Raw genomic sequence first — 17961 nt, 5'->3', positions numbered from 1 at the left:
ACGTCCCATCCTTTCCGACGATCAACGCCACCAGCGTGCGATCACGTTGGCGATGACGGTCAAGACCAAACTCACCACCAGCATGGTGCCCAACGGAATAAAGATGGTTAGATTATCCCGCTCGATCAGGATATCGCCGGGTAGGCGACCTAGCCATGGCAACCGACCGGCGGCCAGTACAACGAGACCGATGACAATCAAGACCACACCGGTACCGATTAACCACCGTCCTAACTCGTTCATACCACACCTCAATGTGAGCAGACACACTGCTCCGTTGTCTTCTACTTTGGTATTATGATGGAACGATATTAGCCAGCGGTCAACGGGGTGCTAATAATGTGTTAGAAACCGATACTGAAACCGATTCCGATGACGGTGAGAAGACTTGCACCTAATTCTTGCATCCCCACCAATGGTGTCGGTGTGGTCAGGCTGCGTGGTAAGAGACCGATCCAGCAGCGTAGGGTAAGAAGGATAAAGATGAGAAGCACCGGCCAACCAACCCAATCCAATACCACGAGACCACCGGCTATGAGCACTGCTATTCCGTGCCAGAGCAATACCGGCGCACGACCCACCGGTTCGTTACGCGCTAAGCGTAGGCGAACACGGACATAGATGATCGCGGTTGCGGCTTGCATTGCAAGGAGTAACCACGCCAGCATCGCCGGTGGGAATGACCAACCATCTGCCATCATAATCGCTGCCACCAACGCACTAATCGCCACAGCACCGCACAATTCGGCCGCAAGCGCCCGACTCTCCTTTCGTAGATCGAAGAATAATTGGCTTATCGCAAATGGAGCAGCGAGTGCAATCGGCAACCAAAAGGGTGCCGCTGCATTGACGATTGCCAAACCAAGACCGATGAACGCAATCGTACTATAGCCCACCACGAACCGCTCGGCAATAACGGTGCGTGGATAGCGTTTTCTGCGTCGGTAATCGCCGAATGCGATCTTGAGCGGCTGGCGCGTCAGGAAGGCACCGAAGCCGGCCAGACTCAACCAGAACCCTGCCATCGAGGGCGCCAACCACAATCCAAGCACAATCGGTGCTGCTAAAAACCCCCAACCACCGTGTTCAACCGGCAATGCAATTGGCCGTATCCGCACCGGTTGCGGTGTACGGATCAGATGTTTGTTTTGGTGCATGCGGCCTTTCTCCGTCCAACACTAGGCAATCGTCGCTTATTCGCGTGAACCTTTAAGGAGCAGCAATAACATCACGACCGGCGTTCGCGCTTGTAGGCTATGTGGCAACCGCGCCGGCATATGCACCCACGTGTTAGGCACTGCCTCAACAACCTCTTCGCCGAGTGTGATACGCGCTTCACCTTGCAGGATATGCATAATGGCCGGTATCGCAGCGGTATGCTCTGATAACTCTTGTCCGGCAGCAAAGCCGAAGAGAACCGCTTTGATCGTTGCATCTTGGTAAATCGTGCGACTGATAATTCCATCCACTGGGATGTTGAGCTGGTCGATCAGATGGTAGACCGTGGCAAGGCTCATCGCTGTTGTTCCTTTACGCGCAGGATCAGCGCAACAAACGGCGGACGATGCATGTGTGTATCACCGTTATACCACGTTTCGTACCTACTTACGAGAGAGGAATGTCTCACACAGATTAAAGCCGCTTACGAAAAACTGCACCATTGGCATTCGGAATATATCCCTTGTTATCGAGATAGAATGGGATATACTGCTCATAGGTCTATCAGATCGACCTGACGCTGCTGTTTGCGCCTTCCGCGATTAACCTAGAGAAAGAGAACGCTATGAATCAGGGTCGTCAAGCATTTCCAACGCCGCCGATACAGGGCTGGTCATTGTCAGCTCTTATCTCGCTCGTCTTTATCATCATGGTTGCTAGCCTTTTGGTCAGCAATTCTATCACTACCATACCGCAAAACATCGCGCCGGCAGGGACGGAAACAACGCCGAATCCGTAAGTGTGTTACGAGCATGGCGTTTTGGAGAAATACCCCCCCCTCCTAGCCTCCCCCGCTGGAGGGAGGTGTAAGATGCTTCTCCCCCGCTGGAGGAGGGGTAAGGGGTGGGGGCAAAACCTGTGCCACCGAGAACGCAGAGAACACATAGAAATAGCCACAAAAAATCGCAAAAGGCACAAACGTACAATAGTACTCTCTTGTGGCTTCTAGTAACTCTTCCCCCAAACCCCTTTGTGCCCTCTGCGTCTTTGCGTCTTTGCGTCCTTTGCGTCTTTGCGTTTACCATCCTCTGCGCCTTTGCCCGCTTTGCGTCTGTGTATCTGCGGAGGAGCAGCATAGACTTCACATACCGAATCCCCATTTGACACAAAACTCGACTTCTGGTATATTCGTCACACTATGAGAAACGAACACGCATCCACCAAGCAGATCAAGCGCGCGAAGAAGCCGGACGAAAGGTCTGGTTAGCTCTGCTTGTCTGCTGCGTGGAAGAGACAAGACCCGGCTCACCAGACCATACGGTGCGCCGGGTCAGTTGTTTGTGCAACGGAGGTATATATGAAACGGATAGCCACAACCAGCCCAGTTGCCTATACGCCACGCTATTGCCGGCCTGAACTTTTTGGCTCATGTCAAGTGAGAGAGGTGTCACCGTATGTCACTGCCTGAGCGCCTGTTTTTCGTCGATACCACCCTGCGCGAAGGCGAACAGTTCGCCAGCGCCCGCTTTACGTCCGCCCAACGGCTTGCTATCGCAGAAATGCTCGACGCATTCGGCGTTGAGTATATCGAACTCACCTCTCCGGCAGCTTCGCCGCAAAGTGCGCGTGATCTCGCCACCATTGCCCGTCACGGTCTCCGCGCCCGTATCCTCACCCATATCCGCTGTCACATGACCGATGCACGCCTCGCCGTCGAACACGGTGCACAAGGGGCGAATCTGCTCTTCGCTACGTCCGAACCACTACGCACAGTAAGTCATGGACGCAGCCTGAATGAGATTTTGGCTGAAGCGCAACAGGTGATCACGTACCTGCGCGACCACGACGTTGAGGTGCGCTTTTCGTGTGAAGATAGTTTCCGCACCGACCTTGCCGACTTGATCCGCATTTACCGCGCGGTCGAGACGATGGGCGTCCAACGAATCGGTCTTGCCGATACCGTTGGCATCGCTACGCCGCGTCAAGTCTACGAAGTGGTTAGCGCTGTGCGTGCTGAAGTCACATGCGACATCGAATTTCACGGCCACAACGATAGTGGCTGCGCGGTCGCCAATACCTTTTGCGCTTACGAAGCCGGTGCAACCCACCTCGATGTGACGGTACTTGGGATTGGTGAACGCAACGGTATTGCCAGTCTGAGCGGGATGATTGCACGAATTGCGAGCGTCGATCCGAATCGTGTTCGACGGTATCGTCTCGATCTGTTGCCGAAGATCGACGAGACGGTGGCAACTATGCTCGGCATCGAAATCCCGTTCAACCAGTGTATTACCAGCCCGACCGCTTTTCACCACAAGGCTGGAATGCACACAAAAGCCGTGCTGGCCGATCCACGCAGCTACGAAGTGCTCGATCCGAACCTGTTCGGTCGCCAGCGCACCATCGCGATTGCCCACCGGCTGGTCGGTTGGCACGCCGTCGCCGAACGCGCCCGCGAATTGGGTATCACCCTTAGCGAAGCGCAAGCCCGCGCCGCCGCCGCCCGCATCAAGGCCCTCGGCGACGAACACGACCTTGATGGCGCAATGATCGACGAGATTCTCTATAGCTACGCCGAGTAATCCTGGTAAGGCCGCACAGACTGCGGCCATCAATATAACACGAGGATACAACGATGCCAACAATGAGCGAACAAATCTTAAGCCGTGTTGCCGGGCGAGCGGTGCGCGCCGGCGATGTGGTGACGGCGAATGTTGATCTAGTGATGGTCCACGATAGCTTGGCACCCGGCATTATCCGCATTCTCCACAACGAACTGGGCGCTGAGCGGATGTGGGACCCTCAGCGCATTGCAGTTGTGATCGATCACGTCGCCCCGGCTGCCAGTGTACAGACCGCAGAAAAACAGCAAGAAGTGCGGCGCTGGGTGCGCGCACAGGGTATTCCCAATCTGTTTGATGTCGGGCGCGGTATTTCGCACCCGGTGTTGGTGGAAGAGGGGTTGGCCCAGCCGGGCATGTTAATTTTGGGGAGCGATAGCCACAGTACGGCGTATGGCTGTGTCGGAGCGTTTGGTACCGGTATGGGCAGCACCGACATCGCGCTTGCATTGGCTACCGGAAAGACGTGGTTGCGTGTGCCGGAGACCATCGTGGTGCGAGCACGCGGTGAGTTTGGGTTTGGGGTGGGGCCGAAAGATTTGGCGCTCCGCGCTGCCCGTCTGCTCCGCGCCGATGGAGCAACATATGCTGCCATCGAGTGGCACGGGGTTGAGAACCTAAGCGTGATGGAGCGGATGACGCTGGCGACGCTCTCAATTGAGATGGGCGCTAAGGCCGGTATTATCCCACCGACCGGGCTTGAACTGCACGGGCCACTCGTGCCAACCGTCGATGCTGACGCTCAGTACCAAGAGGTGGTTGAGATCGATCTTGAGCAACTAGAGCCACAAGTCTCGGCACCGCACTATGTTGACAATGTTGCGAACCTCAGTGATCTGGGGCGCGTCGCCGTTGATGTGGTCTACCTCGGCACTTGCACCAACGGCCATTACGAAGATATGGCAGTGGCAGCCCAGATTCTGGCCGGCCGACGTATCGCTCCCGGCGTGCGGATGATCGTTGTGCCGGCCAGCGCCCAGGCGCTGCATCGCGCCGCCGCTGATGGTACCCTTGCCACTCTCCTCGCCGCCGGTGCGACCATCGGCACACCGGGTTGTGGCGCATGCATTGGCCGTCATATGGGCGTACTTGCCCCCGGTGAGGTCTGTCTGTTCACCGGTAATCGCAATTTCCGTGGCCGTATGGGCAGTCCCGAAGCGCAGATCTATTTAGCTTCGCCGGCAGTCGCCGCCGCGACGGCGCTTACCGGCTATCTGACCGATCCGCGCGCGGTGATGGATGACCAGCCGGTCGTATCGCAGTAACGCTCAGTGCAGAAAGAGAGGCATTGCTATGGCTCGCGTCTGGCTCTTTGGCCCCGACATCAATACCGATCAGATTGTGCCCGGCCGGTATGCGCCGTATATGTTGAAAGATGAAAGTGAACTACGCCGCTACCCGTTTGTTGAACACCGACCTGATTTCGCACCGAACGTGCGCCCGGGTGACATCATCGTCGCCGGGAAGAACTTTGGCTGTGGTAGTTCACGTGAGTATGCGCCGTTGGCACTCCGTATGGTTGGCATTGGTGCGATTATTGCGCCACTCTTTGCGCGGATCTTCTTCCGCAATGCGCTCAATCTCGGTATTCCCTGCTTTACCGCCGATCTGACCGCTGAACTGGCCGATGGTGACGAAGTCGAACTCGATCTCGAACAGGGACGGATTACTACAGCCGATGGGCGGGTGATCAATCTACCACCACCACCACTGTTTTTGCGTGAAGTATGGGCCGCCGGCGGGATTGTTCCCTTCTATCGCCAATACGGTCGCTTTCCCGGTGAGGTGGCGTAATGCGGATCTGTGTCATTCCCGGTGATGGGATCGGTCCTGAAGTAATGGCTGCGGCAACGGCGGTGTTACGCGTGTTGGCACCAGACCTCACCCTCTGTGAAGTCGAGGCGGGGTGGGGCGTCTTCCAGCGCACCGGCGTCGCCCTTCCCGCCGAAACACTCGCAGCAGCCCGTGAGGCGACTGCTATTCTCTTCGGCGCAGTTGCCTCACCAAGCTACCCGGTACCCGGATACCGTAGTCCGATTGTCGAATTGCGCCGCACCCTCGATCTCTACGCCAACATTAGGCCAACCATTGGCCCCGGCGTTGATCTGGTTGTGGTACGCGAGAATACCGAAGATTTGTACAGTGGGCGTGAACGGCTCGAAGACGACGGTAACACTGCAATTGCCGAGCGAGTGATTACGCGCGCCGCTTCGGCCCGGATTGTCCGTACCGCCTGCGAACTGGCGCGCACCCGCCAAGCCGCCGGCCATCCCGGCAAGATCACGATTGTTCATAAAGCTAATGTGCTGCGGGTTAGTGACGGCCTCTTCCGCACCGCAGCACTAGAGGCCGCTGCCGACTTCCCAGAGTTAACCTTCGAGGAACGGTTGGTTGATGTGGCGGCAATGCAACTCGCCGCCCAACCGCAACGGTTTGACGTGATCGTTACCACTAACATGTTCGGTGATATTCTGTCGGATATTGCCTGCATTCACGGCGGCGGTTTAGGCGTGGCGGCCAGTAGTAATCTCGGTCATGGCCATGCACTATTTGAACCGGTGCATGGTGCAGCGCCTGATATTGCTGGGCGGGGGATTGCCAACCCAACCGCAGCCCTCAACTGTGTGGTGATGCTGCTCGAATGGATTGGGCGGCCTCGCGCCGCCGAACGGTTACGCCGCGCGATGGACGCCGTCGCTAGCGAAGGAATTCGCACACCGGATGTTGGCGGTGATGCGACAACACGTGAAGTCACTGAAGCCATTCTTGAACAGATAGCAACACAAGCCTGAAAGGAGAAACTACCTATGCATGCCGAATGTCCTGAATGCCTCGCGCCGATTATGCTGCCAGCCAACACCCTAGAGAGCGAGATCATCGCCTGCCCCGATTGTGGCGCTGAATTGGAGGTCGTTAGCCTCAACCCACCCACCCTCGCCCTCGCGCCTGAGGTTGAAGAGGATTGGGGAGAATAGGAAATGTCTACGCGGCAGGGACGATCCCTGCCGCATGAGGCACCTGCAAGAGCTGTATTGCCAATACCTGAGGAGTACCTGTTATGCGCGCCGAATGCCCCGAATGCGCCGCTGAGATTACTCTACCAGAAGGCACGCTGGAAAACGAAATTATTGCCTGCCCGGATTGCGGTGCTGAATTGGAAGTTGTGAGTCTCAACCCACCCACCCTCGCCCTCGCGCCTGAGGTTGAAGAGGATTGGGGAGAATAGGAGAGCCGATTATGCGCATTGCCGTCCTCTGTTCGCGCATCCGCGCCGAAGAAAAGCTGCTGTTTCAAGCATTAGAACGTCGTGGTCTTGATTATGTCAAAATCGATGACCGCGAGCAGATCTTCGACCTGCACCAAACCAGCTATCCATTTGATGTGGTGCTCGAACGTGCAATTCAACACAGTCGAGCGCTGTATATGCTCAAGATTCTCAACGACGCCGGCGTGCCAACGGTTAATACCTACCACGTGGCCCTCACCTGCGGCGACAAGTTCTTGACCACGCAAGCCCTGATTCACGCCGGTGTACCTACGCCGCGCTGTCTGCTCGCTTTCACGCCGGAAAGCGCCCTCGAAGCGATTGAGCAGCTCGGTTATCCGGTAGTGCTCAAGCCGGTGATCGGGTCGTGGGGACGGATGGTAAGCAAGATCAACGATCGCGACGCCGCCGAGGCGATACTCGAACATCGGGATGTATTGGGGAACTACCAGCACTCCATCTTCTACATTCAGCAATACATCAACAAGCCGGGCCGCGACATCCGCAGCTTCGTGATCGGCGACGAATGTATCGCAGCGATTTATCGCACCAGTCCACACTGGATCACCAACACGGCTCGTGGTGGTGTTGCTACCAACTGCCCGGTCACGCCAGAACTGGCCGATCTGAGTGTGCGCGCTGCCCACGCGGTCGGTGGTGGCGTGGTTGCCATCGATATTCTCGAAACACCAGAGGGTGAGTTGTTGGTCAACGAAGTTAATTATACGATGGAGTTCCGCAACAGCATTGATACAACCGGGGTAGACATTCCGGCGCGGATTATCGATTACGTGGTGGAGGTAGGTCGGGGTCGCCGGTCGTAAGGTCGGTGTAACGATCAACGGACGGCGAGCGTCGGGCAGACCCTACGACGCTTGCCGGCTACCTTTCGACCTTACCGACACCCAACCTTATGGACGAGGCATCTATGACTTTACGGGTTAGTATTGTCGGTGCGAGCGGTTATGTCGGTGGCGAATTATTACGCCTGCTGCTCGATCACCCACACGTAACGATTATCCAGGCGACCAGCGCCCGCAACGCCGGACGATACCTCTATCAGGTGCATCCCAACTTACGCGGACGCACCAATCTGCAATTCGTCCATCCCGACACGTTACAACCGTGCGATCTCCTCTTCTTAGCTCTGCCGCACGGTGAAGCGGCGCAAGCCATCGAACGCTACGCCGGCTTGGCCGAGCGTATCATTGATTGCTCGGCTGACTTCCGTTTACGCGACCCGGCAGTTTATCAGCAATGGTACGGCCAGCCGCATCCGGCTCCGGTGTGGCTCGAACGCTTCGTCTACGGTCTGCCTGAAGTTAATCGGGTGGCACTGACCAATGCACGCTATGCCAGCGGCGTTGGTTGCAATGCGACCGCGACCAACCTCGCGCTGCTCCCACTCGTACAAGCTGGACTAATTGACCCGCATCGTCCGATCATTGCCGATATCAAAGTTGGCTCATCGGAGGGCGGGGCAACCGTGAGCGAAGCCAGCCACCACCCCGAACGTTCCGGCGCAGTCCGTTCGTTCGCGCCGGTCAGTCATCGCCACCTCGCTGAAGTCGAGCAAGTTACCGGCCTCCGTAATGTTCACATGTCGATCACGGCGATTGAGCTGGTGCGCGGCGCATTGGCGACGGTGCATGCGTTTGCGGCTCGTGATTTGACCGAGAAGGATTTGTGGCTGGCGTACCGCAGTTTTGCCCGTGAACAGCCGTTTGTGCGCATTGTGAAGGAGCGACAAGGCATCTACCGTTACCCTGAACCGAAAATCCTTGCTGGGACCAACTATGCCGATGTTGGTTTTGCCTACGAGCCAACCACGGGGCGCATTGTCAGTATTTGTGCGATTGACAACCTCATGAAGGGCGCTGCAGGAAGTGCGGTGCAGTGTATGAACTTGATGTGTGGTTTTGCCGAAACGACGGGACTAACGTTTATAGGTTTGCATCCGTAGCGGAGAAGATGGCTAGAGCATTGCGCATCTGCTGATGCGATGGGGCTGGCGGTTTGCCAGCCCCTATTCGTGTTCGGTCAACTGCTGATCGGTCAATTCAGCGTGTAAGGATCGGATCGCAACGAGTAAATGGCGTTCGCGTTCTGCTAGCGTCGCTGCCATCGCCCGTGCTGCCGACAACTGAGCGGCTCGGGCTAACGCCGTCGCACCGGCCGGAACGGTATCATTTTCAAGGCGGGTAATCGATTGACGTGCCCGCTCAAGACCGGGACGTAGATTGTTAAGCCGTGCTGTAAGTACTTCGATGCGCCGACGAAAGTGATCGTGCATATTTCCCTCCACAGAGATTCGCCGGGCGCACGCTCGACGCCGCGGCGACAATGACCCAAGCGGCACCGTCGCCGCGAACCGAATTTAGTATAGCGCATTTGCACATTTTTTGCAAATAACATGCGCAGCAAGAGGAGCTTCCCTCCACATCTCGGTAGACGAACCGCCGCCAACGAGTCCATCGCTTACCACCAGAGCAAAGCGCCAAGAGCGTGTGCATGCCAGACTCTAGTACGGCAACTATGGTGAGCAGCAACGAGTTGCGACGAAGGGATAGCCATACGGTAACCCCCTGAGGCGAGGCCAATGCACTATCTGTAGTCGTACATCGCTCATTGGTAACCGTCATCATAGTCCGATAAAAATCCGTGCTGCACAGTTGCACGAAACGACCGTTGCTATAACGCTGCGCTAACACAGCGTTACCGTCCAACTAACACGGTCGGAGTAGAGTAATCGTAGCAACATAGGCCAATACGAACCGTTGAAGCGAGGTCATCTATGGTCTTCTCAACTCCCATCCGCACCGGTGAACAGAGCATCGACCGCGTGTTGCAGGCGGGATTGCCGGTACTGCTGGTCTTCGAGCGACGCGATTGTGCAACATGTCGCCAGCTCGATACAACGCTCGACCGGTTGGCCCAGCAATTCGCCGGCAAGGCACTCATTGCCCGTATCGATGTTGACGATAATCCGGCTCTGGTACAGAAATATAGCATTTCCGATCTGCCGGGGCTGGTATTTATTAGGAATGGAGCGATCCTAGCGCGTACCGCCGGCGCTGCTTCAGCGACAGCATTGCAGGCGTGGCTGCACTTCCTCTGTGGCGAGGGTCCACAGCCGCCGTTACCGAGCGGGCCGAGCGTACCGTTAGCTAAGGCAGCGACGAGCAATGGTCGTACACCGAGCAATGGCTCGCATCAGCAACCCACCGGTCAAGCCCAAACCGCTACCGGGCCGGTTGTCCTCCGTGATGCCACCTTCGATCAGGTTATCGGGCAGAGCCAACAACCGGTACTAGTTGACTTCTGGGCACCGTGGTGTGGGCCGTGCCGTGCGGTGGCCCCGGCGGTTGAGCGATTGGCCCACGAGTTTGCCGGTAAAGCTGTGGTAGCCAAACTTAACGTGGACGAAAATCCGTACACGGCGCAACGGTTTGGCATTACCGGCATCCCGGCGCTCTACATCTTCAAAGGCGGTCGGGTGGTGGAACGCCTCGTCGGTGCCCAACCGTATCAAGTCTTGCGGCAAGCGCTGGCCCGACACGTGGCGTGATGGTAGCGGAATTCCGCATAGTCCCGTCGGACCGAGTCATTCTTCAACCTGACGGGACTATTTTTCAGATGCGTTTGGCATATCATCAGCTAGACCGCGAAATGCTCAACTTTCACCTTACATAGCGAGGGCAGTATACACCTAGAAGTTCGTTATTCATTCATCACTATCGTTGAAGCCCCTTCTTTCTCCTCATCGGTTGGGATATTCACGTCGATCTCGAACGCCGAATGGCGACCATGATCCTGCTGCAAGGCATCGTTGTCGGTATCGTATCACGCACTGAAACCGCCAGTAAGTGATCAAATCGACGTGGGGTACGATCCTCCAACACCACAATCGGTGCAGGGACACCGACTGCCGGTGATCAGCTTACTGGAAACCGATGGTGTAATAATGGTAGTCAGAAGCTTCGTCTGGAGTCGCGATAGCCCTGACGCATGCATAATGAAGACGCAATCCGAGATTCAACGGATTGCGTCTTCGCATTTCATTCAAACTATCACGCGCTGGTCATCAGGATTAGGGATTCTCCGGTGCTTGTTGCGGCTGCGTCGGCACCGACTGCTGGCCGGGCTGCGGGATCACCAACGCTTGACCATCGAGCGCTTGGTTGTTCAGCAAGATCGTCAGGTTAGTATTAGGGTCGACAAACCAGATATTACCTTGCGACAGCATCTGCACGAGCAACTCACGTTTGCGCAACTCGAACAGTTCAGGATTCTCGCGCCAGTAACGCCCTTCAATTGCCCGCACTTGCGCTTCGCGGTTGGCAGCCTCAAGCGCTGCCGCTGTGATACCCTTCTCGCGGGTCAGCGCAACCAATGCCTCTTGCTCGGCTTGGAAGAGGTTGTTGGCCTGTTGCGCTTCGATCTGCTGCCGGCGCTTCTGCTCTGTTTCAATCTGCACTTCCAGATTCGCCTTTTCGGCCAGCAATTGCGCGTAGGTCTCACCAACTTTAATATCGAGCACCTTCACCGCTTCAATCGTGATATAAAGCTGATCGACCGGAGCACGCTGACCATCACCGGGTGGCGTGGTGAGAAAGCGGCGGATACGTTCGGCAAAGGCACCGCGATCCGAGAGTGCCTCATCGAGGGTAAATTGTGTGCTAGCGCTTTTTAGCGCATCGTTAATGAAACCATCGAGAAAGGCGTTAAGCTGGGTATCATCAACGCCAATCTCGGAATAGGCCGCACGTAAGGCCTGCTCGGTCGGTAAGCGCCGAAAATCGACCTGAATGTCAATGTCATACAATTGCTTGTCACTACTGGCTACATTTTGCGAAATCTGGCGCGATTGGCGTCGTATATTGACTAGTCTGATTTCGGTAAACGGCGCAAAAGGTCGAAAGATCGGCCCCGGCCCATGCACAGCAACAATCCGCCCTTGCACCAGCTCAATGGCCGCTTGTCCTTCATCAACCTGCACGTATTTCATCGTGCTCAAACCGATGCCGGCGATGATAAGCACAATGACAACACCAACCAATGACAAACGCATAGTTCCTCCTCTCTATTGCAAAAAGGACTCACAGGTTTGCTCCTGATGGTGTTGACACCTCATGTTCTCGAGATGAAGTACGTACTATCGTGGCAGAAGTTGCATCCCCCTCAGCGATACCCAGGGTTTCAGCAACAATATAGAGTGGACGACCTTTCACTTCATCGTAAATACGACCGACATACTCGCCGATGATGCCGAGCGAAATCAGTTGCACCGCACCGAGGAAGAGCACGCTGGCCAGCGTGCTCGCTTGCCCATAAAACGCCGGTTCGGCAGCAGCAGGATTTGCTAGCCGCATAATAAACACCACCAGCAGGAAGATCATACTGATGGCGGCGACCACAAAACCGAGATAGGTTGCCAATTGCAGCGGCAAATACGAGAAGCTGGTAATGCCATCGAGGGCAAAACGCAACATCTTGCGCAAGGGGTATTTGGTGGTACCGGCAGCACGGGCATGGCGACGATATGGCACCCCGGTCTGGCGAAAACCGACCCACGCTGACAATCCACGCATAAAGCGGTGATGTTCGCGCATGCGCTTGAGAGCGTCGACAACTTTGCGATCCATCAGGCGAAAATCACCGGTATCGACCGGGATGTTGACATTGGTGATCCGCACAATCAAGCGATAGAAGATAGCCGCCGTTGTCTTTTTAAACCACGTCTCACCTTCACGCTCTTCGCGCACGCCATAGACGACCTGATACCCTTCACGCCAACGCGCAATCAGCGCGGGGATCACTTCAGGTGGGTCTTGCAAATCCGAATCGATCACAATCACCGCTTTACCGGTCGCATAGTCGGTGCCGGCAGTAATCGCGATCTGATGACCAAAATTGCGCGAAAAATTAATCACCTTAATCCGTGGATCACGCTCGTGCAGCTTGCGCATAATCTCCGGTGAGCGATCGCGACAGCCGTCATTCACTAACACCAGTTCAAACGGTTCGCCGAGTGGTTCAAGCACCGCAATAACCCGCCGACAAAACTCGGCGATCAACTGCTCTTCGTTGTACACCGGCGCTACGACCGAGAAGGTTGGTTGTACGTAAGACATGCGACCTCCCCGTCTGAATTCAGACGGAATATAAACCCTGTTCCCGATCACAATGCGGTCATTTCGCCCCAATTAGGCCCGGTTTCGAGATTAACGCCAAGCGGCACGACCAATTGGTAGGTATTACTCATAACCTCGCGCAACAGATGCGCCGCCGCTGGTACCTCTTCCTCCGGCACTTCGGCGATCAATTCATCATGCACCTGCAAAAGCAAACGCGTGCGTAGACCGCGTTCGCGCAAAGCGCGATGAACATAGACCATCGCCATTTTCATAATATCGGCGGCAGTGCCCTGTATCGGTGCGTTAACCGCCTCGCGTTCGGCTGCCGCCCGTCGTACTCCACTCGCCCGCAAATCTTCCATCACTCGCCGCCGGCCAAACAGCGTTTGCACATACCCGTGTTGGCGGCCAAATGCGAGGGTTTGATCGATATAGCGGCGAATGCCGGGGAACTGCTCGAACAAGTTGTCAATCAGTTGACGCGCCAGATCGCGCTCGATGCCAAGGCGCTGGGCAAGGCCAAAGGCGCTGATGCCGTAGATCACGCCAAACACCACCGTCTTGGCCACCCGACGCTGGTTTTTATCGACCTGATCAGGTGCTACGCCAAACAGCCGGCTGGCCGTAGCGGCATGAATATCAAGACCTTGCTGAAAGGCGGCAATCAGGTTTTCATCGCCACTGATGTGGGCCAACACTCGTAACTCAATCTGCGAGTAATCGGCGGCGACGAAACGGTGGCCCGGAGCAGCGACGAATGCGCGCCGGATTTCCCGTCCCTCTTCGGTGCGCACCGGAATATTTTGCAGGTTAGGATTATTCGACGACAACCGACCCGTTGCGGCGCCGATCTGGTTATACGAGGTATGGATGCGTCCGGTGCGTGGATTCACCAGTTGGGGTAGAGCGTCAATGTATGTACTCTTCAGCTTGGTAAGCTGACGGTAAGCCAGAATATCGGCGGCAATCGGGTAGAGTTGGCTTAATTCTTCTAATACCTCGGCAGTGATCGAATAACCACCACTCTTGAGCTTACTCAGCCCATGGTCACGCGGATTGATCCCCAGTCGCTCAAACAAGACTTCATTGAGTTGTTGGCCGGAATTGATATTAAACGACCCACCGGCCTTGGTATAAATCTGTTCGGTAAGCTCGGCGATACGTTGGGCAAAGCGTTTACCTAGCTCGCGCAAATACTCGTGATCGAGCAAGATACCGGTCAACTCCATATCGGTGAGCACGTTGATCAGCGGTAGCTCGACCCGATAGTACAGATCGCGTAGAGCGGCGTCAGTTGTCAGTTGCTCGCGCAATGTTTCGGTCAGCAGTAAGGTGTGTAGCGCATCGGCGGCGGCGTAGGGAGCGGCTTGCTCGATTGGTACCGCAGCGAAGCTGATCTGTTTGCTTCCCCGCCCGATCAGATCTTCAATCGTGGTCGGTGGTTCGGGCAGTTTCAATTCGTAGAATGCCAGATCCTTCAACCCTTGTCGTTTCCCTAACATGGCCGCCGCGATCATGGTATCAAACGCCAGACCGGCCACCTGTATGCCGACACCGGCCAATACCTCGGCATCGAACTTCGCATTGTGGGCAAATTTGGGTATGTTGGGGTCGGCAAACAGCGGGCCAAGCGCCGCCGCCACCTCGGCCAGCGGCAACTGCTCACCCTCTTCGTGACCAACCGGTATGTAGTAGGCATCGTGAGGGGCGACGGCCAGCGCAATCCCTACCAGATGACTACCGATAGCGTGCAAACTTGTACATTCGGTATCGAACGCAAATGCCGGCGCAGCCCGCAACCGCTGCACCAACCCGGCCAGGGCTTGCGGATCGCGGACAATCTGTGCCGACGTAACCAAGGGAACCGCTGTCGGCGATACCGACTCGTTGGCAAACAACGCTAACTGAGCCGCGCTTTGTGGTGCAGTCGGCAGATCGGTAGGTAACGCTGCGACCGTCGCCTCATGCACGACCGGCGGCAGCTTTTTGATCAAGTTCGAGCTAACCCCAAACTCCAGCTCTTGGAGCAAGGCCATTACTGCCGCCCGATCGTACACACCGAGCCGACACTTTGCCAGATCGAGCTGCACCGGTGCATCGGTGACAATCGTCGCCAAATGCCGTGACGAGCGCGCTTGGTCGGCTTGTTCACGCAAGAGAGGTTGATACCGCTTGGGCGCGGCCTCAATGTTATCCAGGAGCTTATTGAGAGAACCGAACTGCTTGAGGAGGTTAATCGCTCCCTTCTCACCAATCCCGCGCACACCGGGGATGTTGTCGGATGAATCGCCCTTCAGACCGCGCAGATCAGCCAACTGTGTCGGCTCGAGGCCATCGTAACGTTTACGCACCTGTTCGACATCGTACAGTGTGGTACTCGTCTTGCCGCCATAAGGATTGGCGAGTGCCACCCGGACATGCTCATTCACCAGTTGCAACGTATCGGTATCGCCGGTAAGAATAATTGTATCAACACCCTGCTCGGTAGCTTGACGGGCTAAGGTACCGATTACATCATCGGCCTCAAACCCCTCAGCAGTATAGATAGGGATTGACAACGCCTGCACCAACTGTTTAATGCGCTCGAATTGCGGATAAAACTCTTCCGGCGTCTCGGCGCGACCAGCTTTGTATGCAGCGTATAGGTTATCACGAAACGTTCGCCCAACATCAAACGCCACAGCAACATAATCGGGCCGGTACTCGGCCAGGGCCGTTAACAAGATTTGAGCAAACCCAAAGACGGCATACGTCGGTTCACCTCGCGACGAGCGCAAGCCGCTCTCGCGCAACGCAAAGAATGCGCGATACGCCAGTGCGTGACCATCAACCAAAATCAAGAGCGGACGCGCCATAGAACTCTCCACATTACCATCCGGTCAAGTCGAACCAGCGTAACCATTAGTTCGCAGCACCAACATGTGCTCAAGGATTATACCACGGCCTTACCGAGCAAGCCCGGCGACGAGCCAGGCATCAGCCAATGTCAGCCTACGTGGTACAATGAGAACACGTTTATCGGCTCGTGCTGCGGCTCATCCGATGGCGCACGAATGTGCTCTGCAAGCACGATTAGCACACAATACCTATGACGACAGCTATCGTGACCGATCAGCGGTTTGATTTACATACATGGCACGGTCATGTCGAACATGCCGGACGATTGCAAGCGATTCAGCAGGCATTGCAAACATCTGGACTACTACCCAGCCTTATGCAACTCCCGATTCGCGCCGCAACCGAAGCCGAACTGCTCGCCGTGCATAGTTCACATATGCTGCACCGGGTCCGCCAATTGGCTAGCTACGGCGGCGGTCAAATCGATAGTGATACCTACGTAACTGCCGATTCATGGGACGTAGGGCTGTTAGCTGCCGGTGCAACTATTACTATGGTCGAAGCCATTGCCGAAGGCCGTTGCCATAATGGGTTTGCACTGGTACGACCACCCGGCCACCACGCGACTGATGTGCGCTCGATGGGGTTCTGTCTCTTCAACAATATCGCCATCGCCGCACGTGTCTTGCTCAACCGCTACGACATTCGGCGGCTCGCCATCGTTGACTTCGACGTTCACCATGGCAATGGCACCCAAGACATCTTTTATCGCGATGGACAGGTGCTCTTTTGCTCTACCCATGCTTCGCCACTCTATCCCGGCACCGGTGCATTGTATGAGACCGGCGATCCGAATACAGCAAACGGTACCACGCTGAATGTTCCTCTCCCTTATGGGACAGGGGATGAGGGCTACGATCGCGTTTTTCGACACGTGATCGGCCCGGCCCTCCATCAGTTCCAACCCGAAATATTGTTGGTTTCGGCCGGATTTGACGCGCACTGGAGCGATCCGATTGGACCGATGGCACTGTCAGTCCACGGATTTGCCCGTCTCGTTCAGCATCTCCTAACGTGGGCACAAACCCTATGCAACGGACGGATCGGGTTCGTGCTTGAGGGTGGTTATAACATACCGGCCCTTGCTGCAAGTGTCATCGCCACGCTACGCCTCATGCTTGGGATGGATCCGGGACCAGATCCACTCGGGAAGATGAATGCACCCGAACCGAATATTGATCGGATAATTACCACGTTACACACGCAACATCCATTATTCTTACAAGCAGGCTATCAAGGAGTCGCATGATTGCTGTGATTAATTATGGCGCCGGCAACCTACCCAATGTGGTACGTGCTTTGCAACGTGTCGGTGCCAAACTGACTATTACCGATGACCCACACGTCATTCGCTCGGCACATGCCGTTGTTTTGCCCGGCGTAGGAGCCACTGCCGATACCATAGCTAGTCTACACCAGTTGGGGATTGCCGATGTGTTGCCGGAGGTGATAGCGGCAGGCACGCCGTTTCTCGGGATTTGTGTCGGTATGCAAGTGCTCTTAAGCGCGAGTGAAGAATTCGGGCCACATCCCTGTCTTGATATTGTGCGTGGCATAGTACGGCGTTTACCCGATAGCGCCGGCAAGATACCGCAAATCGGTTGGAATCAGCTCCGTATTATGCCGAACTTTAGCGATCACCCGCTCTTTGTCGGTATTCCTAATGGCGCCGATGTCTATTTTGTCCATTCTTACTATTGCGATGTTACCGAAGAAACAATCGTAGCCGCACGTACCGAGTATGGCATAGCCTTCCCGAGTGTTATCATTCGCGATCGGCTGGCTGCCGTCCAGTTTCACCCTGAAAAGAGTGGTGACTACGGCCTGCGTTTGCTGGCCAATTTTGTCGCATGGAGTAATGCTAGTCCGGCAAGAGGATAAC

19 protein-coding genes are annotated in these 17961 nt (G+C 55.9%); 12 read left to right on the top strand and 7 right to left on the bottom strand.

The genetic code is table 11. The features are described from left to right. Nucleotides 1-21: 21 nt before the first annotated feature. The 3 genes from AC01ZF_RS11800 to AC01ZF_RS11790 all read right to left on the bottom strand — a co-directional run bounded on the left by AC01ZF_RS11800 (nt 22) and on the right by AC01ZF_RS11790 (nt 1517). Complete coding sequence (locus AC01ZF_RS11800) at nt 22-243, bottom strand: DUF2905 domain-containing protein (protein ID WP_424676687.1); 222 nt, start codon at nt 241-243, stop codon at nt 22-24. A gap of 101 nt (nt 244-344) precedes the next feature. Continuing rightward, the gene (locus tag AC01ZF_RS11795) at nt 345-1157 is read right to left on the bottom strand and encodes a YwiC-like family protein (protein ID WP_428131567.1); all 813 of its coding nucleotides are present in this window, start codon (nt 1155-1157) and stop codon (nt 345-347) included. Between the two features lie 36 nt (nt 1158-1193). Continuing rightward, the gene (locus AC01ZF_RS11790; RefSeq protein ID WP_428112287.1) at nt 1194-1517 is read right to left on the bottom strand and encodes a cupin domain-containing protein; all 324 of its coding nucleotides are present in this window, start codon (nt 1515-1517) and stop codon (nt 1194-1196) included. Nucleotides 1518-1783: 266 nt separating this feature from the next. Here AC01ZF_RS11790 and AC01ZF_RS11785 point away from each other — a divergent pair, with 266 nt between their 5' ends. The 9 genes from AC01ZF_RS11785 to argC all read left to right on the top strand — a co-directional run bounded on the left by AC01ZF_RS11785 (nt 1784) and on the right by argC (nt 9007). Continuing rightward, nucleotides 1784-1957 (top strand): hypothetical protein, encoded by a 174-nt coding sequence (locus tag AC01ZF_RS11785; protein ID WP_428112285.1) that lies wholly within the window; start codon nt 1784-1786, stop codon nt 1955-1957. 655 nt (nt 1958-2612) lie between these two features. Then, on the top strand, nt 2613-3740 hold the full coding sequence (gene lysS / locus AC01ZF_RS11780) for a homocitrate synthase (protein WP_424676690.1): 1128 nt from the start codon (nt 2613-2615) through the stop codon (nt 3738-3740). A 62-nt stretch (nt 3741-3802) separates the two neighbouring features. Continuing rightward, nucleotides 3803-5044, top strand: a complete 1242-nt coding sequence (locus AC01ZF_RS11775) for a 3-isopropylmalate dehydratase large subunit (RefSeq protein ID WP_476575371.1) — start codon at nt 3803-3805, stop codon at nt 5042-5044. A 28-nt stretch (nt 5045-5072) separates the two neighbouring features. Then, the gene (locus tag AC01ZF_RS11770) at nt 5073-5573 is read left to right on the top strand and encodes a LeuD/DmdB family oxidoreductase small subunit (protein ID WP_424676692.1); all 501 of its coding nucleotides are present in this window, start codon (nt 5073-5075) and stop codon (nt 5571-5573) included. Continuing rightward, nucleotides 5573-6571 carry an isocitrate/isopropylmalate dehydrogenase family protein gene (locus AC01ZF_RS11765; RefSeq protein ID WP_424676693.1) on the top strand — a complete coding sequence of 333 codons (999 nt, stop codon included), beginning with the start codon at nt 5573-5575 and terminating at the stop codon, nt 6569-6571. Before AC01ZF_RS11770 ends, AC01ZF_RS11765 begins: the two co-directional genes overlap by 1 nt. Before the next feature lie 15 nt (nt 6572-6586). Further along, nucleotides 6587-6754 (top strand): lysine biosynthesis protein LysW, encoded by a 168-nt coding sequence (gene lysW / locus AC01ZF_RS11760; protein ID WP_428112282.1) that lies wholly within the window; start codon nt 6587-6589, stop codon nt 6752-6754. Between the two features lie 83 nt (nt 6755-6837). Then, nucleotides 6838-7005 (top strand): lysine biosynthesis protein LysW, encoded by a 168-nt coding sequence (gene lysW, locus AC01ZF_RS11755; protein WP_015942282.1) that lies wholly within the window; start codon nt 6838-6840, stop codon nt 7003-7005. 11 nt (nt 7006-7016) lie between these two features. After that, entirely contained in the window at nt 7017-7868 is an 852-nt protein-coding gene (gene lysX, locus AC01ZF_RS11750; protein ID WP_424675521.1) for a lysine biosynthesis protein LysX, read from the top strand. A 104-nt stretch (nt 7869-7972) separates the two neighbouring features. After that, nucleotides 7973-9007: an N-acetyl-gamma-glutamyl-phosphate reductase gene (argC, locus tag AC01ZF_RS11745; protein ID WP_428112278.1), complete on the top strand. Its 1035-nt coding sequence runs from the start codon at nt 7973-7975 to the stop codon at nt 9005-9007. A 63-nt stretch (nt 9008-9070) separates the two neighbouring features. Here the strand turns inward: argC and AC01ZF_RS11740 are convergent, their stop codons facing one another. Then, the gene (locus AC01ZF_RS11740; RefSeq protein WP_424675523.1) at nt 9071-9337 is read right to left on the bottom strand and encodes a hypothetical protein; all 267 of its coding nucleotides are present in this window, start codon (nt 9335-9337) and stop codon (nt 9071-9073) included. Between the two features lie 501 nt (nt 9338-9838). On the opposite strand from AC01ZF_RS11740, the gene trxA reads away from it, so the two are divergent. Continuing rightward, a complete protein-coding gene (gene trxA, locus AC01ZF_RS11735; protein WP_424675524.1) occupies nt 9839-10612 on the top strand; it encodes a thioredoxin in 774 nt (257 codons plus the stop codon). 522 nt (nt 10613-11134) lie between these two features. Here trxA and AC01ZF_RS11730 read toward each other — a convergent pair. From AC01ZF_RS11730 to polA, 3 genes are read right to left on the bottom strand one after another with little or no spacing between them, the layout of a single operon-like run. Next, nucleotides 11135-12115 carry an SPFH domain-containing protein gene (locus tag AC01ZF_RS11730; protein ID WP_424675525.1) on the bottom strand — a complete coding sequence of 327 codons (981 nt, stop codon included), beginning with the start codon at nt 12113-12115 and terminating at the stop codon, nt 11135-11137. 28 nt (nt 12116-12143) lie between these two features. Beyond that, nucleotides 12144-13178 carry a glycosyltransferase family 2 protein gene (locus tag AC01ZF_RS11725; RefSeq protein WP_424675526.1) on the bottom strand — a complete coding sequence of 345 codons (1035 nt, stop codon included), beginning with the start codon at nt 13176-13178 and terminating at the stop codon, nt 12144-12146. A 47-nt stretch (nt 13179-13225) separates the two neighbouring features. Then, the gene (polA, locus tag AC01ZF_RS11720; protein WP_424675527.1) at nt 13226-16036 is read right to left on the bottom strand and encodes a DNA polymerase I; all 2811 of its coding nucleotides are present in this window, start codon (nt 16034-16036) and stop codon (nt 13226-13228) included. Nucleotides 16037-16269: 233 nt separating this feature from the next. Here polA and AC01ZF_RS11715 point away from each other — a divergent pair, with 233 nt between their 5' ends. After that, nucleotides 16270-17328, top strand: a complete 1059-nt coding sequence (locus AC01ZF_RS11715; protein ID WP_428112276.1) for a histone deacetylase family protein — start codon at nt 16270-16272, stop codon at nt 17326-17328. Continuing rightward, complete coding sequence (gene hisH / locus AC01ZF_RS11710) at nt 17325-17960, top strand: imidazole glycerol phosphate synthase subunit HisH (RefSeq protein WP_424675529.1); 636 nt, start codon at nt 17325-17327, stop codon at nt 17958-17960. The genes AC01ZF_RS11715 and hisH overlap by 4 nt, the downstream gene beginning before the upstream one ends. Nucleotide 17961 lies beyond the last annotated feature (1 nt).

It is taken from the genome of Chloroflexus sp. (assembly GCF_056331925.1).
The sequence above is the reverse complement of the archived record's forward strand: the minus strand, read 5'-3'. Positions and strand labels throughout refer to the sequence as shown.

Coding starts and splice junctions, on each gene's coding strand:
- AC01ZF_RS11800 (WP_424676687.1), bottom strand. CDS start 243: ATGAACGAGTTAGGACGGTGGTTAATCGGTACCGGTGTGGTCTTGATT.
- AC01ZF_RS11725 (WP_424675526.1), bottom strand. CDS start 13,178: ATGTCTTACGTACAACCAACCTTCTCGGTCGTAGCGCCGGTGTACAAC.
- trxA (WP_424675524.1), top strand. CDS start 9,839: ATGGTCTTCTCAACTCCCATCCGCACCGGTGAACAGAGCATCGACCGC.
- hisH (WP_424675529.1), top strand. CDS start 17,325: ATGATTGCTGTGATTAATTATGGCGCCGGCAACCTACCCAATGTGGTA.
- AC01ZF_RS11795 (WP_428131567.1), bottom strand. CDS start 1,157: ATGCACCAAAACAAACATCTGATCCGTACACCGCAACCGGTGCGGATA.
- AC01ZF_RS11770 (WP_424676692.1), top strand. CDS start 5,073: ATGGCTCGCGTCTGGCTCTTTGGCCCCGACATCAATACCGATCAGATT.
- AC01ZF_RS11715 (WP_428112276.1), top strand. CDS start 16,270: ATGACGACAGCTATCGTGACCGATCAGCGGTTTGATTTACATACATGG.
- argC (WP_428112278.1), top strand. CDS start 7,973: ATGACTTTACGGGTTAGTATTGTCGGTGCGAGCGGTTATGTCGGTGGC.
- lysS (WP_424676690.1), top strand. CDS start 2,613: ATGTCACTGCCTGAGCGCCTGTTTTTCGTCGATACCACCCTGCGCGAA.
- AC01ZF_RS11740 (WP_424675523.1), bottom strand. CDS start 9,337: ATGCACGATCACTTTCGTCGGCGCATCGAAGTACTTACAGCACGGCTT.
- AC01ZF_RS11785 (WP_428112285.1), top strand. CDS start 1,784: ATGAATCAGGGTCGTCAAGCATTTCCAACGCCGCCGATACAGGGCTGG.
- lysW (WP_015942282.1), top strand. CDS start 6,838: ATGCGCGCCGAATGCCCCGAATGCGCCGCTGAGATTACTCTACCAGAA.
- lysX (WP_424675521.1), top strand. CDS start 7,017: ATGCGCATTGCCGTCCTCTGTTCGCGCATCCGCGCCGAAGAAAAGCTG.
- AC01ZF_RS11765 (WP_424676693.1), top strand. CDS start 5,573: ATGCGGATCTGTGTCATTCCCGGTGATGGGATCGGTCCTGAAGTAATG.
- lysW (WP_428112282.1), top strand. CDS start 6,587: ATGCATGCCGAATGTCCTGAATGCCTCGCGCCGATTATGCTGCCAGCC.
- AC01ZF_RS11775 (WP_476575371.1), top strand. CDS start 3,803: ATGAGCGAACAAATCTTAAGCCGTGTTGCCGGGCGAGCGGTGCGCGCC.
- AC01ZF_RS11730 (WP_424675525.1), bottom strand. CDS start 12,115: ATGCGTTTGTCATTGGTTGGTGTTGTCATTGTGCTTATCATCGCCGGC.
- AC01ZF_RS11790 (WP_428112287.1), bottom strand. CDS start 1,517: ATGAGCCTTGCCACGGTCTACCATCTGATCGACCAGCTCAACATCCCA.
- polA (WP_424675527.1), bottom strand. CDS start 16,036: ATGGCGCGTCCGCTCTTGATTTTGGTTGATGGTCACGCACTGGCGTAT.